At 44.3% G+C, this 20456-nt stretch carries 25 protein-coding genes; 5 read left to right on the top strand and 20 right to left on the bottom strand.

What is annotated here, in order from left to right; all coding sequences use genetic code 11:
• Nucleotides 1-2: 2 nt before the first annotated feature.
• The gene (locus tag P253_RS00460) at nucleotides 3-698 is read right to left on the bottom strand and encodes a GntR family transcriptional regulator (protein WP_016659857.1); all 696 of its coding nucleotides are present in this window, start codon (nucleotides 696-698) and stop codon (nucleotides 3-5) included.
• A gap of 148 nt (nucleotides 699-846) precedes the next feature.
• The gene (locus tag P253_RS00455) at nucleotides 847-1656 is read right to left on the bottom strand and encodes a sulfite exporter TauE/SafE family protein (RefSeq protein WP_005175920.1); all 810 of its coding nucleotides are present in this window, start codon (nucleotides 1654-1656) and stop codon (nucleotides 847-849) included.
• Between the two features lie 29 nt (nucleotides 1657-1685).
• Between P253_RS00455 and P253_RS00450 the strand changes: the two genes are divergently transcribed.
• Together P253_RS00450 and P253_RS00445 are read left to right on the top strand one after the other, a co-directional pair.
• The gene (locus tag P253_RS00450; protein WP_016659856.1) at nucleotides 1686-2444 is read left to right on the top strand and encodes a biotin--[acetyl-CoA-carboxylase] ligase; all 759 of its coding nucleotides are present in this window, start codon (nucleotides 1686-1688) and stop codon (nucleotides 2442-2444) included.
• Between the two features lie 9 nt (nucleotides 2445-2453).
• Nucleotides 2454-3212, top strand: coding sequence for a type III pantothenate kinase (locus P253_RS00445; RefSeq protein ID WP_016659855.1), 759 nt, complete (start codon nucleotides 2454-2456; stop codon nucleotides 3210-3212).
• Here P253_RS00445 and P253_RS00440 read toward each other — a convergent pair.
• Both P253_RS00440 and ffh read right to left on the bottom strand, forming a co-directional pair.
• The gene (locus P253_RS00440; protein WP_016659854.1) at nucleotides 3199-3765 is read right to left on the bottom strand and encodes an RBBP9/YdeN family alpha/beta hydrolase; all 567 of its coding nucleotides are present in this window, start codon (nucleotides 3763-3765) and stop codon (nucleotides 3199-3201) included. The two genes, P253_RS00445 and P253_RS00440, sit on opposite strands and share 14 nt — an antisense overlap.
• Nucleotides 3766-3936: 171 nt before the next feature.
• Nucleotides 3937-5346, bottom strand: coding sequence for a signal recognition particle protein (gene ffh, locus P253_RS00435; RefSeq protein ID WP_016659853.1), 1410 nt, complete (start codon nucleotides 5344-5346; stop codon nucleotides 3937-3939).
• Nucleotides 5347-5484: 138 nt separating this feature from the next.
• Between ffh and P253_RS00430 the strand changes: the two genes are divergently transcribed.
• Nucleotides 5485-6294: a cytochrome C assembly family protein gene (locus P253_RS00430; RefSeq protein WP_016659852.1), complete on the top strand. Its 810-nt coding sequence runs from the start codon at nucleotides 5485-5487 to the stop codon at nucleotides 6292-6294.
• A 201-nt stretch (nucleotides 6295-6495) separates the two neighbouring features.
• Here P253_RS00430 and P253_RS00425 read toward each other — a convergent pair whose 3' ends face one another.
• A complete protein-coding gene (locus P253_RS00425) occupies nucleotides 6496-7821 on the bottom strand; it encodes an ISNCY family transposase (RefSeq protein ID WP_001280601.1) in 1326 nt (441 codons plus the stop codon).
• A gap of 168 nt (nucleotides 7822-7989) precedes the next feature.
• On the opposite strand from P253_RS00425, the gene P253_RS00420 reads away from it, so the two are divergent.
• Nucleotides 7990-8883 (top strand): hypothetical protein, encoded by an 894-nt coding sequence (locus tag P253_RS00420; protein ID WP_063454780.1) that lies wholly within the window; start codon nucleotides 7990-7992, stop codon nucleotides 8881-8883.
• Nucleotides 8884-9428: 545 nt separating this feature from the next.
• Here the strand turns inward: P253_RS00420 and nadS are convergent.
• The 5 genes from nadS to P253_RS00395 all read right to left on the bottom strand — a co-directional run bounded on the left by nadS (nucleotide 9429) and on the right by P253_RS00395 (nucleotide 11005).
• Nucleotides 9429-9701, bottom strand: a complete 273-nt coding sequence (gene nadS / locus P253_RS00415; RefSeq protein ID WP_005108769.1) for a NadS family protein — start codon at nucleotides 9699-9701, stop codon at nucleotides 9429-9431.
• The gene (locus P253_RS00410) at nucleotides 9694-10014 is read right to left on the bottom strand and encodes a type II toxin-antitoxin system RelE/ParE family toxin (protein ID WP_004755868.1); all 321 of its coding nucleotides are present in this window, start codon (nucleotides 10012-10014) and stop codon (nucleotides 9694-9696) included. The genes nadS and P253_RS00410 overlap by 8 nt, the downstream gene beginning before the upstream one ends.
• Before the next feature lie 186 nt (nucleotides 10015-10200).
• On the bottom strand, nucleotides 10201-10398 hold the full coding sequence (locus P253_RS00405) for a hypothetical protein (protein ID WP_000476222.1): 198 nt from the start codon (nucleotides 10396-10398) through the stop codon (nucleotides 10201-10203).
• A 66-nt stretch (nucleotides 10399-10464) separates the two neighbouring features.
• On the bottom strand, nucleotides 10465-10692 hold the full coding sequence (locus P253_RS00400) for a hypothetical protein (protein WP_000921865.1): 228 nt from the start codon (nucleotides 10690-10692) through the stop codon (nucleotides 10465-10467).
• 97 nt (nucleotides 10693-10789) lie between these two features.
• Nucleotides 10790-11005 (bottom strand): cold-shock protein, encoded by a 216-nt coding sequence (locus P253_RS00395; RefSeq protein ID WP_000071892.1) that lies wholly within the window; start codon nucleotides 11003-11005, stop codon nucleotides 10790-10792.
• Nucleotides 11006-11437: 432 nt separating this feature from the next.
• On the opposite strand from P253_RS00395, the gene P253_RS00390 reads away from it, so the two are divergent.
• On the top strand, nucleotides 11438-12382 hold the full coding sequence (locus tag P253_RS00390; protein ID WP_174428840.1) for a tRNA dihydrouridine synthase: 945 nt from the start codon (nucleotides 11438-11440) through the stop codon (nucleotides 12380-12382).
• Between the two features lie 82 nt (nucleotides 12383-12464).
• Here P253_RS00390 and P253_RS00385 read toward each other — a convergent pair whose 3' ends face one another.
• The 10 genes from P253_RS00385 to P253_RS00340 form a co-directional block, all read right to left on the bottom strand.
• The gene (locus P253_RS00385; protein ID WP_005175886.1) at nucleotides 12465-12869 is read right to left on the bottom strand and encodes an NUDIX hydrolase; all 405 of its coding nucleotides are present in this window, start codon (nucleotides 12867-12869) and stop codon (nucleotides 12465-12467) included.
• 78 nt (nucleotides 12870-12947) lie between these two features.
• On the bottom strand, nucleotides 12948-15413 hold the full coding sequence (locus tag P253_RS00380) for an AI-2E family transporter (RefSeq protein WP_016659849.1): 2466 nt from the start codon (nucleotides 15411-15413) through the stop codon (nucleotides 12948-12950).
• A gap of 179 nt (nucleotides 15414-15592) precedes the next feature.
• Nucleotides 15593-15958 (bottom strand): 5-carboxymethyl-2-hydroxymuconate Delta-isomerase, encoded by a 366-nt coding sequence (locus P253_RS00375; protein WP_016659848.1) that lies wholly within the window; start codon nucleotides 15956-15958, stop codon nucleotides 15593-15595.
• Between the two features lie 93 nt (nucleotides 15959-16051).
• Complete coding sequence (locus tag P253_RS00370) at nucleotides 16052-16396, bottom strand: zinc ribbon domain-containing protein YjdM (protein ID WP_016659847.1); 345 nt, start codon at nucleotides 16394-16396, stop codon at nucleotides 16052-16054.
• Nucleotides 16397-16506: 110 nt separating this feature from the next.
• The gene (locus P253_RS00365) at nucleotides 16507-16863 is read right to left on the bottom strand and encodes a DUF488 domain-containing protein (RefSeq protein ID WP_016659846.1); all 357 of its coding nucleotides are present in this window, start codon (nucleotides 16861-16863) and stop codon (nucleotides 16507-16509) included.
• 4 nt (nucleotides 16864-16867) lie between these two features.
• Nucleotides 16868-17314 (bottom strand): SRPBCC family protein, encoded by a 447-nt coding sequence (locus P253_RS00360; RefSeq protein WP_016659845.1) that lies wholly within the window; start codon nucleotides 17312-17314, stop codon nucleotides 16868-16870.
• Between the two features lie 133 nt (nucleotides 17315-17447).
• Nucleotides 17448-17828, bottom strand: coding sequence for a ribonuclease E inhibitor RraB (locus P253_RS00355; RefSeq protein WP_016659844.1), 381 nt, complete (start codon nucleotides 17826-17828; stop codon nucleotides 17448-17450).
• A gap of 164 nt (nucleotides 17829-17992) precedes the next feature.
• Nucleotides 17993-18658, bottom strand: a complete 666-nt coding sequence (locus tag P253_RS00350) for a pseudouridine synthase (RefSeq protein WP_016659843.1) — start codon at nucleotides 18656-18658, stop codon at nucleotides 17993-17995.
• A 543-nt stretch (nucleotides 18659-19201) separates the two neighbouring features.
• Nucleotides 19202-19591: a VOC family protein gene (locus P253_RS00345; RefSeq protein ID WP_016659842.1), complete on the bottom strand. Its 390-nt coding sequence runs from the start codon at nucleotides 19589-19591 to the stop codon at nucleotides 19202-19204.
• A 575-nt stretch (nucleotides 19592-20166) separates the two neighbouring features.
• A complete protein-coding gene (locus tag P253_RS00340; protein ID WP_016659841.1) occupies nucleotides 20167-20427 on the bottom strand; it encodes a hypothetical protein in 261 nt (86 codons plus the stop codon).
• Nucleotides 20428-20456 lie beyond the last annotated feature (29 nt).

Genomic DNA, 20456 nt, shown 5'->3' with positions numbered 1-20456 from the left:
GATCAACGGCGTGAGCGGCGTGCCCAGGCCAGTTCAATTTGTTTCATACGGGTCAGAGATTCCAACACCAGATTGCGCAAGTGTCGACAAAAATCATCCATAAATAAAGAGGCTTGTTGTGATTTTCGGATTAAAATTGCATCAATTACCAGTTTAAATAGATCAAACGATTCCTGTAACTCCCGACGTGACGTATTCAGGGTTAAAAAATAGCTGCGCCGTAACGACGGCAGCAACTCTTGATAGAATTTCATCAGGTACAGATTGGCCACCATATCCTGCTGCCGGGCCAGGGTCTGGAAAATCAGGTCATAAAATTTTTCGGTATGGCCCTGCCGGTATTCGGCCTCAATCTGCTCCATCAGCTTTTGCAGCTGTTCAATTTCATGATGGCGCCAGGTTTCTGCAATGCGCTGTACAATCTGCCCCAGCAGCAGGCTGCAGGTATCAAACAGGGCACGCACCTGCTGGGCCGACATTTCCGACACAATCGCGCCGCGCCGCGGAAAAATTTCAATCAGATGGGTGCGTTCCAACAGCAGCAGTGCCTCACGCACCGAACCGCGACTGACATCCAGCTCTTTGGCAATACGCAGTTCCTGAATGCGCTCGCCCTCTACCAGCTCGCCACTAATAATCTGCTCGCCGATATGTTTTGCAATCTGTTCAGATAGACTGTCTGTTTCTTGTTGTTGCATACTGTTCCTGTGTTATTTTTATACCATGCGCGCAGTTGCAGCGGGTCTTTCTTATTGTCTTTTTTACTGGCTTAGCGACCAAATTTCCATGACATTGTCCGACAATTTTCTGTCGCTATAGCCAATTTTCAACCACACCATCAAGCGCTTAAAAATAAGCGCTAAAGCCTTGGTAAATAAAATACAGACCGACGGTGGTCAACAAACCTGAAAAACATTTTTTTAGCATGGCCGGTGACAAAATATGTGCAACTTTTGCGCCAAGCTTGGCGGTCATAAAGCTCATCACGCTAATGCCAATAAAGGCATATAAATGTACATAGCCCCAGGTATTCGGCACGCTCACCTCAGACTGCTGGCCAAACCAGACAAAACCCAGAGCGCCGGCAATAGCAATCGGCAAGCCACAGGCTGCAGAAGTGGCAACTGCTTTTTGCATCACCACACCACAACGGTTCAGGAACGGTACGGTTAAGCTGCCGCCGCCAATCCCGAAAATGGCCGAGGCAATCCCAATTCCGCCACCGGCCAGCATTTGCGCACCGGTTGAAGGCAACTGACGTGAAGGATCAACCGGGGTATTTGAACCGCGGAACATGCGATAGGCCACCCACACCGCAAAGAACCCGATTACCAGCTGCAAGCCCTGCCCCGACATTAAATCGGCAATCCCGGCACCAAAAAATGCACCCAGAATTAGGCCGGGTGCCAAATTGCGAAACACATTCCACATCACCGCACCTTTTTTATGGTGCGCCGTGACCGAACTGATGGAAGTTACGATAATGGTCGCCAGTGAAGTCCCGACCGCCATATGCATAATCACGCTAGGATCATAATTCAGCTGGGTAAATACAATGTACAAAATTGGCACAATAATTAAGCCACCGCCCACCCCGAACAGACCCGCAGCAAATCCGGCAATTGCGCCAATCAGTAAATATATGATTAACTCCATAAATTATATTCCACTATTCTCAGATTCATATGGATGTAGAGACTCGACAGTTACAACAACAGCTCAGCGAAGCCGGACAGCTTCCTGAAGTCCTCATTTTAAAACCTGTGACTACATCAACCAATGATGATGTACGCGAGATTGCTCAAAAAGGAATACAGAGCGTTCTGGTCTGTAGCGCCCGACAAACACAAGGCAGAGGACAACGCCAACGGCAATGGGTGTCCCCAGAAGGAAACGTCTATTTAAGCACATTGCTAAATTTACGAACACCCGTAGATGGCCGTTTAGCCCTGGAAATTGCCTTAAATATTTTGCAGATGCCCAGCCTGCGCAAGCTGAACCTGCAGGTAAAATGGCCGAATGATTTATATAGCCCGCAAGGCAAATGGGGCGGTATTCTGATTGAGCCCCTGTCGACCCAGCAGGTCATTGTCGGGGTGGGGATTAATCTGGCGCCAATTCCGGCCGAGCAGATTGATCAGCACGCCACCTCTCTGGCCGAATTGGGTCTAAATGATATTTCCCGGATTCAGCTGATTGCCGAGCTGTATCTGGCCATTCAGCAGGCACAAGAATGGTTTAACCATAACAGCTATCAACTGGCTTCACGTTTTAATCATCATGCCGCTTTTCAGCAACAGCCGGTAGAATTTGAACATCATGGCGGTGTGGCCCAGGGGTTGTTTTTAGGCATTCAGGATGATGGCGCAATTCAGATTGAAACTGCCTCTGGCGTTGAAGTGTTTTATCAGGGCCGTTTACGCCCGCAGATGCCGGGACAGTGAGCGCAGCACATGAAAAATTTATGGTTAGATATTGGCAATACCCGGCTCAAATACTGGATTACCGAACATCAGCAGATTGTAGAACATGCCGCTGAACTGCATCTGCAATCTCCGGCCGATTTACTGCTGGGCCTGATCCAGCATTTTAAAAGCCTGAACCTGACCCATGTCGGGGTATCTTCGGTACAGGACCAGAAAAACAATGAACGGATTCAGCAGATTTTAAAATTCCTGAATATTCCCGTGATTTTTGCGCGGGTACAGGCCGAATATGCCGGTCTGAGCTGCGGCTATGATATTCAGCAGCTGGGGATTGACCGCTGGTTGCAGGTGCTGGCCGTGGCTGAAGCCGACAAAGATTTATGTGTGATTAGCTGCGGCACCGCGCTGACCATTGATCTGACTCAAGGCCATCAGCATCTGGGAGGTTATATTCTGCCCAACCTATATTTGCAGCGTGATTCTTTAATCCAGCACACCAAAGGCATCCGGATTCCAGAAGCGGCCTTTGATGACCTAAGCCCCGGCACCAATACCTTGGATGCTGTGCATCATGGTATTTTACTGGGACTGCTCAGCAGTATTGAATATGTCATGCAGCAATCCCCGCGGCAACTGGTGCTGACTGGGGGGGATGCGCCGCTGTTTGCCAAATTCCTGCAGCATTACCAGCCCTTAGTCGAACAGGACTTATTGCTGAAAGGTTTGCAGCGCTATATCCAGCATTACTCCACAGCAAATGAGTCTACACCGCTTATTCCACAATAATATGAGGCAGAATTGCCTGCCAGACTTCCACCAGTTCGGTACAGCCTTGAGAGTCAATAAAATGTCCTTGATGCTGTGCCTCAATGGCTTTGGCATCCAGGCTACGTGCCTGCTCCAGACTAAATTTTGGCAGCACCCGGTCATCGCCAGCTGAGTAAATCACCACCCGATGCGCAATCTGGCGTTTTAGCAAGTCAAAATCAATTTTACAGGCATCAATAAAAGGATTGACCTCGTCCAGCCGGCCCAAACGGCCATTAAAGCCGGCCACCAGCACCACCTGTTTAATTTTCTGGGTTTTCAGTTTCTTGGTCAGAAAGTGCAAAGTGGCAATACAGCCCAGACTATGGGCAATGAAAATGGTATTTTCGTCAATCTCATCGACCTGCTCATCCATTTGCCGCTTCCACACTTCCAGAGTTGGCGTTGGCGATGGATCGAGTCTTAACACTTTCAGACTGGCTTTTTGCTGGTCGGCATATTCCTGAATCCAGGGAAACCAGTTTTCATCCGGACTGGCGGTATAACCATGTACCACATAAATTTGTGCCATTGTTGTGCTCGCTGTTCGTTTCTGATGCACATCAGTGTGCCCGAAACAGCGCGGCTTTCGGGTAAGCGTCTGTTGGGTTTTCTTAAAGATCACTGCAACACGCTCGCTTGAATAGCTTAAAAATGGAGAGCAACAAAAAGGCGCACCCGGCGCCTTGTTGTTTTGAATCCCTTATTTTTTCGGTTCTTTACCACCGAACAGCGGGCCCATACCGCCGCCACCGCCAAACTGCTTTTGCAGATTGCCCAATGATTTCATCATTTTTGCCATACCCGATGGATTGGCAAATTTCTTCATCATTTTGGCCATTTGCGCATGCTGTTTAATCAGTTTATTGACCTCAGACACTTCCATACCACAACCGGCCGCAATACGTTTTTTACGGCTTGGGTTCATCAGGTCCGGATTACGGCGTTCTTTGACGGTCATCGACTGGATGATGGCTTCCATCTTTTTCACCTGCTTCTCAGGGTTCGCCTGTGCAATCGCATCCTGAATACCAGAGTTACTCATGCCCGGCAGCTTGTCCAAGAAGCCCATCATACCGCCCATTTTATTCATTTGCTCAAACTGCATCAGCATGTCTTCAAAGTTGAAGCTGCCGCCTTTTTGCAGTTTTTTCGCCATTTTTTCGGCTTTTTCTTTGTCGATTTTGCGTTCAACTTCTTCGACCAGAGAAAGCACATCACCCATGCCCAGAATACGCTGTGCCACACGTTCCGGATGGAATGGCTCGAGGGCATCGAGTTTTTCACCCATCCCCAGGAATTTGATTGGCTTGCCAGTAATGGCACGCACCGACAGCGCCGCACCACCACGCGCATCACCATCCGTTTTGGTGAGAATGACACCGGTTAATGGCAAGGCATCATTAAAGGCTTTGGCAGTATTGGCCGCATCCTGACCGGTCATGGCATCAACCACGAACAGGGTTTCAGTCGGGTTAATCGCTGCATGCAGCGCTTTAATTTCGTCCATCATGTCATCATCGACATGCAGACGACCGGCGGTATCGACAATTAACACATCGGCAAACTGGATTTTTGCCTGCTCAATGGCACGATTGGCAATATCAATCGGGCGTTCATTGGCATTCGATTCCAGGAAAATCGCACCGACATCCCCGGCCACTGTTTGCAGCTGTTTAATTGCCGCTGGACGATAAACGTCGGCAGACACCATCGCCACTTTTTTCTTTTGACGTTCCTGTAAGAAACGTGCCAGCTTGGCTGCCGTGGTGGTTTTACCCGCACCCTGCAAACCGGCCAGAAGCACCACCACTGGTGGTTTTGCTGCAAGGTCAAGACTCTCGTTGGCCTCGCCCATCATTTTGGTTAATTCGTCATAAACGATTTTAACGAATGCCTGACCCGGTGATAACTGTGTCATCACTTCCTGACCTAATGCCTCTTCCTTAACTTTCGCGATGAATTCACGAGTTACAGGTAACGCCACATCGGCTTCAAGAAGTGCCATACGTACTTCACGTAACGTATCTTTAATATTGTCTTCGGTTAGCTGCCCTGAGCCAGTAACATTTCTTAAACTCTGCGTGAGTCGTTCTGTTAAGGTATCAAACATTGCAAAATCCGCTTAAAATAGCCATCAGCAAAAAAATGTTTCTTAAAATAGAAAATTTATGCATAAGATGCTATAGGATACTGTAGTTCGCATCGAATTTATATAAATGAATATTCATCATCCTGAAAAAGGTTTGACATGAGCAGTCTCCCCTTGGTTTACACGATTCTGGCATTAATCGCTTATACCACTTCGTTCTGGTATTTATTTATGCATTTAATGTCCAAGCGTGCTCCAAACCATTGGTTTATTGGTATTGTGCTGGGCTTGGGTTTATGTTTGCACGCCGCTGTGCTGTATAACGACATGCTGCTGCCGATGGGCATTAACTATAACGTGTTTAACCTGATGTCCTTTACCTCAGGCTTAATGCTGTTATTAAGTGTGCTGTTTAGTACTTACCGGCCGGTGATTGCGCTAAACCTGATTGGGATTCCAGTGGCCGCAACCGGCCTGATTCTGGGGCATTCCTTTAGCGGTTTAAACCTGTTTGTCGAAAACAATTCTTTAGGTCTGGATATTCATATCCTACTGTCGTTATCGGCCTATGCGGTCTTGCTGATGGCCACCATTCATGCGGTCTTGCTCTGGTTTCAGAACCGGGAGCTGAAAAACAAACAGAAACGCCGGATTTGGGTGAATTTGCTGCCGCCGTTTCAGGCCATGGAAGAGCTGCTGTTTGATATGCTGATTGCCGGCTTTATCCTGCTGACGCTGGCATTGGGTTTTGGTTTCCTAACCATTGATAACTTCTTTGCTCAGCACTTAGCGCATAAAACTGCCTTTAGTATTATTTCCTGGTTTATCTATGGCGCGCTGCTGTTGGGTCGTTATAAATTTGGCTGGCGTGGCCAAAAAGCCATTCGCTTTACCATTATTGGCTTCTTCTTGCTAGCGCTTGGCTTTATTGGTTCCAAGTTTGTGTTACAGATGATTTTGGGCAAGTAAGATTCTTTTGTTCAGTTTGCCTCATTAAAAGCGTGGAACAGTGGTTAAATAATAAGCGTGGAACATGATAAATTATTTAAAAAGCCCAAGTATCCGTACCTGAGCTTTTTACCATACGATAAAACTATGATTTATATGGAATAAAAAATAGTTGTTATTCCTAAGTAGAAATGTCCTACCTAATAACCAAATAGAAATGTCCTATATGGACAATTCCAAGTCAAGCACAGGATTTAGATTTCGTTCTTTGATTGCTATTTTCTGTGCACGTCTGCTTGGCATCTTTTGAGAACGATTGCGTTTGTTTTGTTGTTCCAGTTCTTCATGCTGTTGTTGGATATGATTCAGAACAGCACCCAACCGTTTATTCTCAACAATCTCTCGCTGATTCAGCTGACTTAATTTATCGAAGAGGCTGTAATTGATCTTTCGGCCATCATGCATGAGGGCTACAGTACCATCCGGGTATTCCAGGAACTCAAGATACTTACCGATCAACCTTTGATTTTCTTCGGTGTTTTCCAGGAGATATACGCATTTATCATAAGTAATCGTCAGGCTATTCGTGACTCTGCGGGGTTCACGCCAAGTAAAAATATCATCTAATTCTTCGGCTGTTTCAGTGATAGGCCGATGTAGATCCTTAGGATTAAAAGCCATCTTGGCGAACTTCTGATTGAACTGCTCAATGAAGCAGGGTAGCCAGGCATTAGCTTGCTCAATCGAGCTGATACCTTCCAGACGCATCTCCTTGATCAGACGGTCCTGAAGGGTTCTGTTGGCACGTTCCACACGGCCTTTGGCCTGTGGTGAATTGGCGAAGATGATATCGATATTCAGGGTACTGAGTACGCGTCCAAACTGGGTAATCTTGGTGTCTTTCTTGCTGCTTTGATTCACCCTGAAGACTGAATGTTTGTCGCTGTAAAATGCCAACGGCTTACCATGCTGCTCAACATACAAGCGTGTTGAAATCATATAATCAAAGGCTGATTCTGATTCACAGAAGCGTAAATGCTGCAATTTTCCTGTAGCATCATCGATAAACACCAGCAGACAGCATTTAGCAGCGCGTCCTTCAAACCAGTCATGATATGAGCCATCAATTTGGATCAGTTCACCAAAGCAATCCCGGTTGTAACGAGGCTGATACGGGCGTTTTAGGCGCTTGGATCGAGGAATCCATAAGTCAGCTGCAATCATCCAGGAACGCAGGGTTTCTACTGAAAGATCGAATCCATGTACGGTGGTGAGCTTTTCATGCGCTAAAGTGGGTCCGAAACCATGGAGTTGATCAGAAACAATATTGAGGCACTTGAGTCTGAGTTCTTCAGGAAGTTTGGAATTGCTGATTTGGCCACGACCGGCATGGGCTAATGCAGCGGGACCTTGAGCTTTGTATTTCTGCAGTAAGCGTCTGATCTGACGTTCTGAAATATGAAGTAGCTGAGCAGCCTGGGATTGAGTTATGCGTTGATCGCAGATTTCCTGCAAGACCGACAATCGTTTAAGTTCTTTATCCGACATAGACACCAACATATCAAACCGTCCGCTAACGAAATTGCAAAAGTGCATATTCTAAAAGCGGACATTTTTACTTTGGAGAAACCGGACATTTCTATTTTGGAGTTACAATAGTATTTCGTATAAGGTGTATTATGTTAATTTTAATAGTATTACTAAAGATCAAATTGAATGAGCAAGATGTTAAAGAAGCCTTCCGAAAGACAAAAAATACAAGAGATATTGGATAAAATAGAGGATGACTCATTTACTCCATCAGATATAGATTTAATTTTAATAAAACTAAGAGAATATTCTAAGCCTAAAAGTTTATTTCAAGAAATTTCACATTTTGCCGCACATAATGAAATAAGAGATCAAGGCAATACTTTCTATCATATGAATGGTTTCTTCAGCAGTATGTTATTTCATACGAAGCATAGCTTTGATGGAAAAGAACCCTTAGATTTTAGTAAACCAATACCAGGCTATGTTATTGAAAAAATAAAGTTTAACATTTACTTATCTAAGGATACTTTTACAGAAAAGTACAAATGTTCTCTAACTCAATTTGAAAGTAAATTTAATAATGTATTTCAGAAGATCAAGGGAACAAATACCTATAAATTAAAAGGAACTCTTAAAGGTACAGTTCGAAAAGTAACAGAAGATATGTTGCAACTTTTGATTAGCCAACCACTCTTTACACAAGAACAGATAATTGAAGAATTCATCAACGTTTTAAAAGAAAATCAGTTTTCCATTGATGAAAATTTATATAAGTTACGTTGTGAAAAAATTATTCTATTTATAATTTTTTTAATGCATGGTACCGAATATAGTATTACAGAAGAAATAAAATCTATATCTTTTATTGATATAAATCAAGAAGATGATTTAAGAATATTGAGCCTCAATGCTCATGTACCAACTCCATATAAAGATACTCTCATAACGTGTGTATATCCTCTAATCTCAACAAAGCTAGACTATTTGTATCATTGTTCTGAGAAAATCATTCAATCAGGAATTAATGAGAAAAATAGAGATATGTTAATAATTAAAAATAGAAAATTAGATTTTTAGTTAACTATTAGGTGAGATCCATTAATAATCTACTCGTAGACAACACCAAAATAACTGGACTTTTCCACCAATTTACCTTCTATTTAACATAATGGATATTATACGAAGTGCACTTGTATATTAATATAAATATCAAAGACTTAAAAATTTCGCTCTAGCCAAAAAATGCACAAAAAGCCGATTTTGAAACAAGTCGGCTTTTTTATGAGCAGTTTTAATACTTCTTGCCAATAAAATTGTTTAAAAAATAGTCAATTTAGCAAACAGTGCCCATTTCGTGCGGATCCAGGTTGTGAAACTATCCCCAATTGCTGTGGATAAAATTTAGGCTATTTTGTAGGTTAGAACGCACAAGAATATCGGCTATTTGCGGCTATTCTGAAAAACTGGAGCTTTCCTATGATGAACTCATCAGGAACAGGAAGTTCCATAACATAAAACAAAAATTATAAGTTATTGCACATGGACCAGAGGGTACAAAAGCACAGCAAGTAACAATAGAAACCCCCGGCAGGATACCGGGGTTTTTTTATTATCTAAACTCTTTAGATCAGAGTCGGATGAGCATCTAGAATACGAATTAAAGTCGCTGCAGGACCAGTCGGATAGCGACGGCCTTGTTCCCAGTTTTGCAAGGTTCTCGCACTGATATGTAAACGTGCAGCAAACTCTGCCTGGGTTAAGCCAGTTTTCTCACGTACTTCTTTAATATCCGGCAATTCAAGCGCTGTGACTCGACTTGCCTTTATCTCATTACGTTTGATGGCACCAGCTTCTTTGATTGAAGCAACCAGGTCATCAAATAAGTTGTTATCCATGAAATTGCTCCTTCACTAATTGACGTAGGATCGAAGTCTCTTTGTCTGTCAGATTATCCTTCGTAGACTTTGGATAAGCCACTAGGAAAAATATCTGATCATCTTCTGTGACCCAGTAATAGATCACACGGATACCGCCACTTTTACCTTTATTACCTTGAGCACAGCGTACTTTACGAATGCCACCGCCATTCTTGATTAAGTCACCTTTATCAGGCTGTACCAAGAGATCTTGCTGGAGCTGACGATACTCTTCATCACTTACAAGCTCTTTGATTTGCTTGGTAAAAATACTGGTTTCAATGAATAGCATAGGTTTGAGTACGTCAATGGCGTATAAGAATTTTAGCAGTTTTAGAATAAAAAAACGAGAGCTGTGAACTCTCGTTTCGCATAAGCAAAGGCTTACAAATATAAATATTAGGTATAAAAAACCCGCATGATAGCGAGTAGGTCCTGATATTTCATTCAGACTATAGATTTTATAAAAACTATATTTCTAGATGATTTTAAATATTTTTCCACTTAAGGTACTTTGAAAAAGCATTTCAAAACTAGGTCGAATATCTTCACCATCAACGGTGATATGTTTTATATTCAAATGAGATTGTGTGTTGGCAAACTCATGATCCACTGTGGCTTGAATAGCGTGTTTAACGCCAAACTGGTCTTTTACGCTGAGAGTCTGTTTAAACATATATATTTCCTTAAAAAAATTGCAGTGGAAATCCCACATAAATTATTGATGTTTAAAAATTTATCGCTAAGCAACTTTATGATTTAATTTAAATAGCTGATTTAGAGAAGTGTAAAATGTACGGCCATCCAAATTTAAATCAACTTCGATTCCAGATTCCAGTAGAACTCTTTTACCTACTTCGATTTGTTTTAAACCTTGACGTGTATTTTGCATTTTATGTAGAGGAATTAATGAAACAATAATTTCAGTACCATTTTTAGATTTTGCAATTAAATCATTTACTTTTAACAACTTATATCCTATTTTTTAGAGATTTTTTCAATTTTGAAAACATTTTAAAGCATAAAAAAAGCACTTATGAGTGCTTTTTATTACTGCTTATTATTACTTAGATAGCAACAATATTTACAGCATTCGGTCCTTTTTGACCTTGAGCTACACTGAATTCAACTTGCTGGCCTTCAAATAAGGTCTTGAAACCTGAACTCGCGATTTCGCTGAAATGAGCAAAAACGTCTGGACCTGATTCTTGTTGAATGAAACCAAAACCTTTAGTTTCGTTAAACCACTTAACAGTACCTTTAACAACATTTGAGTTTGACATAATATATCCTACTAATTTTTAATAATTTTTTAGTCATTTTATTGACTGATTAATAACTTTGAAAATAATAAAGAATGAGACTTAAAATCTAAAAAACGAAGGATTATGACTAAAACTGCGATACTTAAGGAAGATTTACCGAAACAAGACTTTTTTTCTAGTTAAGTTAAATATACAGTAAAAATAAAAATAATCAAGTTTTTTTATATAAATATTAATTTTTCTTATAAAATCTATATTTTTTCTTTAAAAATTAATTAAATTCAATAACTTATTTATTATATTATTTAATATTTTCTTTAACATAAAACCTCTTATACGCAATATAAAGGCTAAGCTTTATCTCACTCCACAATACTTCAAAGACCTTTTCCTAGACATCTTAGTAAAAAAAACGTATAACACCGTTTTTCAAATTAACAGGTGAACGCGTTGAAACTTGTGCTTGCACCCATGGAAGGCTTAACCGATCCGATCATGCGTGATGTCCTCACGTCTGTCGGCAGCTTCGACTGGTGTGTGACTGAGTTTATTCGGGTCACCGACTCAATCCTGCCCGATCATATCTATCACAGCTATTGCCCGGAATTATTGAACGGCGGTAAAACTGCGGCTGGCACTCCGGTACATGTGCAGTTTCTGGGCAACAACCCGGACATGCTGGCTGCCAATGCGGTCAAAGTTGCAGCCATGGGCGCACCAGCGATTGACCTGAACTTTGGCTGTCCGGCCAAAACCGTAAACCGTCATCGTGGCGGTTCAGTGCTGCTAGATGAACCTGAGGTGGTACATGAACTGGTCAAAGCTGTGCGCGATGCCGTGCCGGCACATATTCCGGTTTCTGCCAAAATGCGCTTAGGCTATATGGATCGCAACTTCATGCTGGACAATGCCCATGCCATTGAAGATGCAGGCGCCTCCTGGGTCACGGTCCATGCGCGCACCAAAGCCGATGGCTATACTCCACCGGCCTTTTGGGACCAGCTGGCCCCGATTCGTGAAGCCCTAAAGATTAATGTGATTGCCAATGGTGAAATCTGGACCAATGCCGATGCCAAACAATGCCAGTTAGAATCGGGATGTGAAGATTTAATGATTGGCCGTGGTGCCGTCACCACCCCTGACCTTACCCAATGTATCCGTCAGAACTCCGATGCACCCTTACTCAGCTGGCCAGATTTGCTTGATTTACAAATTCGCTTTATTCACGGTCCGGCCAAAACCGAAATTGGTATGCTGGGGCGTTATAAACAATGGCTGGGCATGATGTCAAAGCATTACCCGGAAGCCAAAGCGCTGTGGGATGAGATTAAACGTATCAAAAAGCTGGATGAAATTATTGCCACCCTGCAAGCCTCGCAACACACGGCACTCTAAACCAAACATTGTCGCGGCTGTTTACAGGGCTTGTCTAACAACTGTTTGATCACTTTTGTGTAATCATCTTGCAAGCCGCAGTTTAAAAACTCCGGCTGATGACATTGCCCTGAAAATTCAGACAATCTTCTACCCGAGTCCGCTGAACCGGCGCCAGTTGCGCCAGATCAAACCAGCGATATTCGGCATGTTCATCGCTTAGCTGAATCTGTGCATCTTCCGGTACATGACAGCGAAAAATAAAAGCATGGGATTGCACCGCTGCATGAAAATACACACCCGACAAATACCCCACCTGCACCTGACAGCCAATTTCTTCCTGACATTCCCGAATTAAGGCCTCGTGGATGGTTTCCCCCATATCCAGCGCGCCACCCGGTAAGCCCCAGGCCTGATCGGCATAGGTAGCTTTAAGTAACAGCACCTGCTGCTGGGCATTACAAATTACCGCATGCGAACTTAAGCGATAAAAATCATGAAAGGCCAACGAACTGCTCTCCCCTAGTTTTAAACGATAACCTAACGGCCAGATGCAAACAGCCGTATGTGGACAAGGATGCAATCATTAGGAATCTGTCACCACGGCCTGACTTAAATCGGGCTGGCCCAAACGCAGGATTTCCTCCAGCTTCTGTTTGCGCAGACGTTCGCTGCTTAAGGTTTCCTGTAAATCCAGCGCCAGTGCTTTCAGCAAATCCAGATCTTCTTCAGACATCTGCCGCACCTGCTTGTCCAGAATACATAAGCTGCCTATGGCCAGCCCCTGTTTGCTTTGAATGGGTACCCCGGCATAAAAACGGATTTTCTGTCTGGCCAGATGAGGATACTGCCGGAAGCGTGGATCACGCTGAATATCTTCAATGACCAGCGCTTCATTCTGATAAACCAGATGGGTACAAATCGATTCTTCACGGCGCTGCGCTGCGTGGATCGGCGACTCCACCGCTTCTGCCAGCGGACTGGCCGGAGTATGCACCTGCCCGGCATCGACCAGCGAAATCTGGGCATATTTCACATCAAAGGCCTGCCGCGCTTCTTCAATATACTGGCTGTAAATTGGCAGCAATTCCGACTGCAATAAATCCAGTTCATGCAAAGCTTGTAAACGTTCAGCCTCATTGTCATGCATCAGTGCCGCCGCCGGGTTTTCCCCTTGTGCCATCAGCAGCATATCCATATTCAGCATCAGTTCATTCACACTATTTACCACCGCTTCCGGCTGAAACAGACGCTCAATCTCATCACGCAAATGCGTCGACTGATTGCCCAGCAAAGCAAACACCAGTTTGATCTGCGGTTTTAGTGTACGTATCCGGTGATTCAACAGGCGGATTTGCGCCATCGGTTGCTGATGGAAAATAGTGATACAGATGATGTCGGTCGATTCCGGCACGGCACTCAACACATCCGAGCGCGATTGAATCAAGGCATCGGCATGGCTACAGGCAGCAATCTTTTTCAGGTTCAGGCCATGGGCCAGCATGGCAGAGGCCAGCACATCCACCTCCCAACGTGCCCCCAGACACATGACTTTGGGGTTGTTCAGTTCGGTCTGTAGCGGATATTGCTGCTGAAATTCATGATTAAACCGTTTTAAACCCTGATGCATGCGCAAACGGTGTTCGGCGCTGGCCTCGGTATTATGGACCTGCGAAAACAGGCAAATCGCAGGAATCGCCACTTCATCATAGAAATTATTGATTTTCCGGACCAGCGCTTCTTCATTCGTTTTTTTCGGCAGCTCCTGCTGGATATATGCATTAGCCACATCCAGCGCATCATGTACTTCATCGGCCACCAAACGCTGATAAAAACGTTCGGGCGGTGACAGCACCGGGGCACTGCCAATTAACACTTTGACAAAGCCCAACGCCGGAATATAGTGCGACAGCACCAGCAAACAGGCCGTTAACGGTGTTGATAAAATCAGACCAATTGGTCCCCAGATTAAGGTCCAGAAGGTGGCAGCCAGAATAATCGACAAGGTAGTCAGGCCGGTACTTTCGCCATATAACCACGGCTCAATGATGTTATTACTGATCAGCTCCAGCAGCAGAATCAGGCCCAGCGTCCAGAGGAACATATTCCAGCCTGGATCCACCGCAAAAGCCAGCGTTAACGGGAACACCGCAGAAATGATCGGGCCGACATAAGGCACAAAGCGCAGCACCACCGCCAGCATGCCCCACATGATGGCCGCAGGCACGCCAATAAACCACAGTCCGGCTGCCATCGGAATGCCATAGGTGACATTGACCAGCAATTGCATGCGCAAATAGGTACCAATGCGCTGGCCGGCTTCATCCAGCACATCGGTACCAATATTCAAATTACCGCCAAGCAGACGCAACAAGCGGTCATGCAGATCTTTACGGCTAATTAAAATCAGCACCACAAATAAAAATACGATACCAATGGTGGCAATCGGGCTTAAAATCTTGCTGCCCCACTCCATGGCGGCATCGGAAGGACTTTGCTCCAGTCCGACCACCTTGACATTCTGCACACCCTTTTCCTGCTCGACCTGATTGATGCCTTCAAACGAGCTTTCCACCGTATCGAAAGTGGTTTTGGCCCCATCCCAGGCACTAGGGCCAGAGGTTAGCGATTTCACCGTATTCAGTTTTTGCTGAATGGTGTCCTGATATTGCGGTAATTCTTGACTTAAATCTTTGAGCTGAAAACCCAGATAACTGCCCAGTCCAGCCAGCACACTAATGGTGAAAATCATAACAATGGCAATCGACGGCAGCTGTGGCAGTCCCCATTTTTTTAACCGTGACACCAGAGGTTCCAGCAAAAATGCCAGCAAAATAGCCAGTGCCAGCGGAATCAGCACATCCTGACCAAAATACAGCGCCGCAATAATCACCGCGCTAATCACAAAACCGGCCATCACCCGGACAATATTCTGGGTTTCAATATCCCGCTTGACCCAACTGGCGGCAGATTTTTCCGGCTTCCAGTGATGGGGACGCGGTGGCTGCGCTTCTGGCTGGAGCAGACCCGGTTTATTGTTCTGTTTTCGCATGGCTGGGCACATCCTGTTGCTCTTTATTTATTATGTACGAGCTTCGGTTATTTATTTCAAATAGATTCCTGTAAAAAAACGCCTAATTTCAGCAAGAAACAGTACAGTAGATGAAGATGGGAAATATTGAAAGCAGTAAAATGGCACATACACCGCTGTGCCATTGCAAGAGAAAAATATTAAGGATGAATGATGGCTTTGCTGTAAATATCCGGGTCCATTTCCAGAATTTCGACACACAGTTGCAACGTCAATTCATTCTGTGGCGGCAGATAATCCTGCAACACCTCCAGCACGGTCCGGGAAATTTCCTGCTTTAGGGCGGTACTACGGCCTTTTAAAATCGAGATTTTGGCATGCACATAGGCCTGTGCGCTTTCATCCAGTCCAATCACATAGTCCTGCTGGCAGATGGCGCGACTTTTAATATCAGAGGCATTACCAAACAGGCCATTCTCGACCAGCGTCCGGTTGATACGACTGAGCAAAGGCTTCATTTCAAGCGCCTGCAGCTGATCTGAATATTCAAGATGGATATGTGGCATCAGCCTTCTCCCGATATGGTGCAGATGTGATCTTAAAAATTCAGGGTTTTACCCTGCTTCAAAGCAAGATAAAACCCAAGAGAAACAGTGCGATTATGCTTTTTTCACATATTCCGATTTCAGTTTAATTGCGCCAATACCATCTACTTTACAGTCAATATCATGACCATCTGATGCTTCTGGCAATAGGCGGATATTTTTCACTTTGGTACCCACTTTCACCACAGAAGATGAACCTTTAATTTTCAGGTCTTTAATCACCGTCACGGTATCGCCATCGGCCAGTACATTACCATTGGCATCTTTAATGATGGCGCCGGCCTCGGCTTCTGCCTGCTCCCCTTCTTTCCATTCATGTGCGCATTCAGGACAAATCAGCAAGTCACCATCTTGATAGGTATATTCGGACTGGCATTTTGGGCAATTCGGTAAAGACATAAAAACCTCGAAACGAGCAAAATAAAAAATATAAAGGTCTACTATAACATTTATATTTTTCATCACGTTAAAATCCCTAACCGGTTTAGGGATTAATAACAATATTTGTGTTATTTGCCCGGGTGTTCCAGCAGCTGTTTAAACACCTGCAGATGATTATGCTGTTCGTTTTCTGCTGCGGTTAACAGGGTAATTGGTCCCTTCTGCGCCAGTTGCCGGATTTCCTCCACCACGTCCAAATGCTGCTGCAACTCTTGCCGATAACGCTGCTGAAACTCGGGCCAGTGCCGCTCAGTATCTTCATGGAACCATTTACGCAGTTCGGTCGAGGGGGTTAAATCCTTCGGCCACAGGTCAATCTGGGCATCGGCTTTTTTGATCCCGCGCGGCCAGATCCGGTCCAGCAGAATCCGGGTACCGTCCTGCTTGCTTACAGCCTGATAAATACGTTTGGTAGCAATGGGCATGGTTTTACTCATCCGGAATGTCAGGGGTCACCAGCAGGCTGAGTAAATCCAGACATTCCTGCCAGCCCAAATAACAACCATCGACGGGAATGGCATCGGGCAGATTGTCCTGCTGAATCCAGACTTCGGTTCCGACCGATACCGCCTTAAACTCAATCGTGACCTGAATCAGTCCGGGTAAATCTGGGCTATCAAACTCATCCTGATAACGCAGTCGCTGCTCGGGAATCACTTCCAGATACTGCCCGTGAAAACCGTGGCATTTGCCCGTGCTCAAATTACAAAAGGCAATTTTATATTGACCGTTGACCACGGGTTCAAACTGTTCAATCTGCACGATAAAACCATGTGGCGCCATCCATTTGACTAAAGCATGCGGATCGACAAAGGCCCGATACACCCGTGATAATGGCGCCTGAAATATACGGTGTAACTGTACGCTGTGTTGCATGACATCACCTGTTGACAGCGAATAATTTTCAGTCTACGCCTTCTGCCTTGGGCCTGTGTATGACTTTGGTTGAAGCGAGCGTAAAGCAAAAAAGCATGCGCTCCGGCATGCTTTTTTGTACTAGAAAATGGGGTTAAACTGGATAGTTTTCTTCTTCGTCTTCATCATCATAGACATAGGCCATGCAGCCCCAGCCATCATATTCACCCTGGAACTGGTTGGCGATTTTGGTGAACCATTCTTCTAAATCAACAATATCGGCATAGGCCGGTTCCATATAAACATAAATGGTAATAATCCATTCGGTCACACCAGAATCATCATCCTGAAATAAAGAGATTTTTTGTTCTTCATTTAACAGAAATAAGGCACAACGTTCAGCCTGTTCCTGGTCGGTAAAGGCAATTGAATATTCAATTTCATGTGCCTCGTCCAGATCATCACCATCTTCATGCATTTGCCAAAGTACGTTGCCGTTGTCGTCATCTGGAAATTGTTCATAATCGCGTGACATTGTTTTGTCCTTGTTCTGTGTTGTTGTTCTAATGGTCAGCTTACCCTAATTTTGTTGCAGTTCCGAGATAGAGCGCTTAATTTTTTTCTGTTCTATCATCCTGATCTCTATCCGGATCGGCAATCCCCTGTTTTGGGGAGAGCACTCCAAATCGGATCAACTGCTTAAAACGGCACCTGTCCATGAATTTCAACCGCGGCACCGCTTAAAGGCTGAGTAAAAGCCAGATAACTGGCATGCAAGGCCATGCGTTTTAGGGGACTGCGTGCAGGTTCTGGATGATACAGCTTATCGCCGGTAATTGGATGGCCGATATACTGCATATGCACGCGCAGCTGGTGTGAACGCCCGGTAATTGGAGTCAGCAATACCCGGCTGATATCTGTCTCTGCATTATAGTCCAGTCCCTGATATAAAGTCTGTGCCGGCTTACCCAGTTCAAAATGCACCATCTGACGCGGCCGGTTTTCCCAGTCAGTAATTAAGGGCACTTCGACTTTGCCCTCACCGTCGAGTTTGCCCTGTACCAGGGCAATATAGTGCTTGGTCACGGTGCGCGCCTGAAACATTTTACTCACTGCTACTTCTGCATCGCGATGTTTGGCAAACATCAGAATACCCGAGGTGGCCATATCTAAACGATGGGTAATTTTGGCCTGTGGATAGCGCGCCAATACGCGTAAATAGGCACTGTCCTGATGCTCCGGCAACCGCCCCGGCACCGACAGCAAACCTGCTGGCTTTTCAATCACCACCAGATCATCATCTTCATAGACCAGGACCAAAGGCTCTTGCGGCGGGCAATATACAAAGTTGTCGTTTAAAGGCATGACGGTACGGCCTGGGAGTCGAAAGCGGGCAAAATATCAAGCGGCCAATCTGCTGTCAATCTATTGAGAAGATAGATATTTAATCTGGAAGCTACTGGAGAGAAATAGTTTTTATTCTCTGGTTTTTCGAGTTTGATTTTTATAGTTCATTGTTCTGGTCATGCACGGAATTTTTAGGGTGTCAGGGAAAACTTGCTGTTTACTTCAACTATCATCACGTTGTACGTCATGATCTTATAGCCTATAAACTTCTGATCTATAGCGTCCTAAGCCGAATCGAGACCTTTTGGGTGAGTACTGCACTCGCGTTTTGCGCCGCTGACAGCATGCTACTCTTTTCGATCCCGTCACACCCTTGAGAGATATAGTAGTCAAAGCCTGCCGAAATTGTTTTCCGAAGATCAGCCAATTTAAAATATTTTCAGGAAATTTTCCCAAATAAAGCACACTCACAAGAAATTTTTATACCCTAGGTTAAATTCTTCATTTTATTTTGCAGAAAATGGCGATTTTAAGAGAATTTATCTAAGTGATTATGATGGCTCAAGACAGTGGCTGCATCAGTTGGATTAAATTACCGCAACCATCTTCCAGCACGGCAATTTTCACATTACCAGCCAGCATCGGTGCTTGAGTAAAAACCACGCCTAGCGCGAGTAAACGCTGATATTCTGCCTCAAGATCGTTGACCTGAAATGAGGTATAAGCAATACCATCTGCCTTAATCGCGGCTTTAAAGGCTTTCGCTGCGGGATGTACATCTGGTTCTAGCGACAGTTCTACACCATCTGGCTGCTCGGGAGAAACCAGCGTCAACCAGCGATATTCACCCACCGGGACATCCTGTTTTAGCCGAAAACCAAGTATCTGAGTATAAAACTGCAAGGCTTTTTCCTGATCATCGACTATAAGACTGGTGACATAAATTTTCATTGTTCTGCTCGGTAGTTTTTATTTTTTATAGCATAGCTGCTTTCAGTACCCTGTAGGATTCTGGCAAATAAGGTTGCGATAACTGAAAGGAAAATGAAGGTGATTTAAACGAATATAGTGAAATAGGAATAACAAAAAGATAAAGAAGAATAGAGATGTTGAATTTTTTATTTTTAAGGGAGCGGGAAATACTTCAACTATTAAAACTTGGTAAGTTCTAACTTTTTGCCTATAAACTTCTGATCTATAGCGTCCTAAGCCGAATCGAGACCTTGTGGGTAAGTACTACACGCACGTGATACGTTACTGGTAGCAATCTACTCTTTTCGATCCCCTTTCACCCTTGAGCAATAGAATAGTCAAAAGCGGATGGGATTGTTTTCCTAAGCTACGGCGTTTTTTCATCTTTTTGATATTTTTTCTCACATCAAACGGCTTAAATAGAATTTTTTATTTTCAGGCTGTCATAATCATGATTCTTTTTCATGATTCTGTATTTTTCTGGAATATTCAGGCATAGATTATTCTGCCCGGTTCATGACATCACAGATCTTTAATCTTGAGAGGTGAGCTGTTTAAAATAACTGCCCTTGAATGAGCTGGGCGCTAAACCACCAGCCACTTAAGGCTGACATGCCACAGAGCAAATTGGCCAAGACTTTATTCAGTTTAGATAAGGTCGATTGATAAATTTTGATATTGAGCATGTAAGCCAGCACGGCATAAACCACCCCAATGGCACCACCAAACAGCACCAGCAGTAACGGCCAACCCGCCAGCAGATGCGCCTTGACCGGCAATTGAGTATAAGAATCGGCAGCTTGAGAGTTTGACATGGCTTTGCTCCTGATGATTTTTCTTTAAA

The sequence above is a fragment of the Acinetobacter indicus CIP 110367 genome (genome assembly GCF_000488255.1).
Lineage (GTDB): Bacteria > Pseudomonadota > Gammaproteobacteria > Pseudomonadales > Moraxellaceae > Acinetobacter > Acinetobacter indicus.
Note: the sequence above shows the minus strand (reverse complement) of the source record. Positions and strands in the feature narration are given on the sequence as shown.

Excerpts from the sequence above, each read along its gene's own strand:
- P253_RS00460 (WP_016659857.1), bottom strand. The coding sequence starts at position 698 with ATGCAACAACAAGAAACAGACAGTCTATCTGAACAGATTGCAAAACAT.
- P253_RS00455 (WP_005175920.1), bottom strand. The coding sequence starts at position 1,656 with ATGGAGTTAATCATATATTTACTGATTGGCGCAATTGCCGGATTTGCT.
- P253_RS00450 (WP_016659856.1), top strand. The coding sequence starts at position 1,686 with ATGGATGTAGAGACTCGACAGTTACAACAACAGCTCAGCGAAGCCGGA.
- P253_RS00445 (WP_016659855.1), top strand. The coding sequence starts at position 2,454 with ATGAAAAATTTATGGTTAGATATTGGCAATACCCGGCTCAAATACTGG.
- P253_RS00440 (WP_016659854.1), bottom strand. The coding sequence starts at position 3,765 with ATGGCACAAATTTATGTGGTACATGGTTATACCGCCAGTCCGGATGAA.
- ffh (WP_016659853.1), bottom strand. The coding sequence starts at position 5,346 with ATGTTTGATACCTTAACAGAACGACTCACGCAGAGTTTAAGAAATGTT.
- P253_RS00430 (WP_016659852.1), top strand. The coding sequence starts at position 5,485 with ATGAGCAGTCTCCCCTTGGTTTACACGATTCTGGCATTAATCGCTTAT.
- P253_RS00425 (WP_001280601.1), bottom strand. The coding sequence starts at position 7,821 with ATGTCGGATAAAGAACTTAAACGATTGTCGGTCTTGCAGGAAATCTGC.
- P253_RS00420 (WP_063454780.1), top strand. The coding sequence starts at position 7,990 with ATGAGCAAGATGTTAAAGAAGCCTTCCGAAAGACAAAAAATACAAGAG.
- nadS (WP_005108769.1), bottom strand. The coding sequence starts at position 9,701 with ATGGATAACAACTTATTTGATGACCTGGTTGCTTCAATCAAAGAAGCT.
- P253_RS00410 (WP_004755868.1), bottom strand. The coding sequence starts at position 10,014 with ATGCTATTCATTGAAACCAGTATTTTTACCAAGCAAATCAAAGAGCTT.
- P253_RS00405 (WP_000476222.1), bottom strand. The coding sequence starts at position 10,398 with ATGTTTAAACAGACTCTCAGCGTAAAAGACCAGTTTGGCGTTAAACAC.
- P253_RS00395 (WP_000071892.1), bottom strand. The coding sequence starts at position 11,005 with ATGTCAAACTCAAATGTTGTTAAAGGTACTGTTAAGTGGTTTAACGAA.
- P253_RS00380 (WP_016659849.1), bottom strand. The coding sequence starts at position 15,413 with ATGCGAAAACAGAACAATAAACCGGGTCTGCTCCAGCCAGAAGCGCAG.
- P253_RS00375 (WP_016659848.1), bottom strand. The coding sequence starts at position 15,958 with ATGCCACATATCCATCTTGAATATTCAGATCAGCTGCAGGCGCTTGAA.
- P253_RS00370 (WP_016659847.1), bottom strand. The coding sequence starts at position 16,396 with ATGTCTTTACCGAATTGCCCAAAATGCCAGTCCGAATATACCTATCAA.
- P253_RS00365 (WP_016659846.1), bottom strand. The coding sequence starts at position 16,863 with ATGCCCATTGCTACCAAACGTATTTATCAGGCTGTAAGCAAGCAGGAC.
- P253_RS00360 (WP_016659845.1), bottom strand. The coding sequence starts at position 17,314 with ATGCAACACAGCGTACAGTTACACCGTATATTTCAGGCGCCATTATCA.
- P253_RS00355 (WP_016659844.1), bottom strand. The coding sequence starts at position 17,828 with ATGTCACGCGATTATGAACAATTTCCAGATGACGACAACGGCAACGTA.
- P253_RS00350 (WP_016659843.1), bottom strand. The coding sequence starts at position 18,658 with ATGCCTTTAAACGACAACTTTGTATATTGCCCGCCGCAAGAGCCTTTG.
- P253_RS00345 (WP_016659842.1), bottom strand. The coding sequence starts at position 19,591 with ATGAAAATTTATGTCACCAGTCTTATAGTCGATGATCAGGAAAAAGCC.
- P253_RS00340 (WP_016659841.1), bottom strand. The coding sequence starts at position 20,427 with ATGTCAAACTCTCAAGCTGCCGATTCTTATACTCAATTGCCGGTCAAG.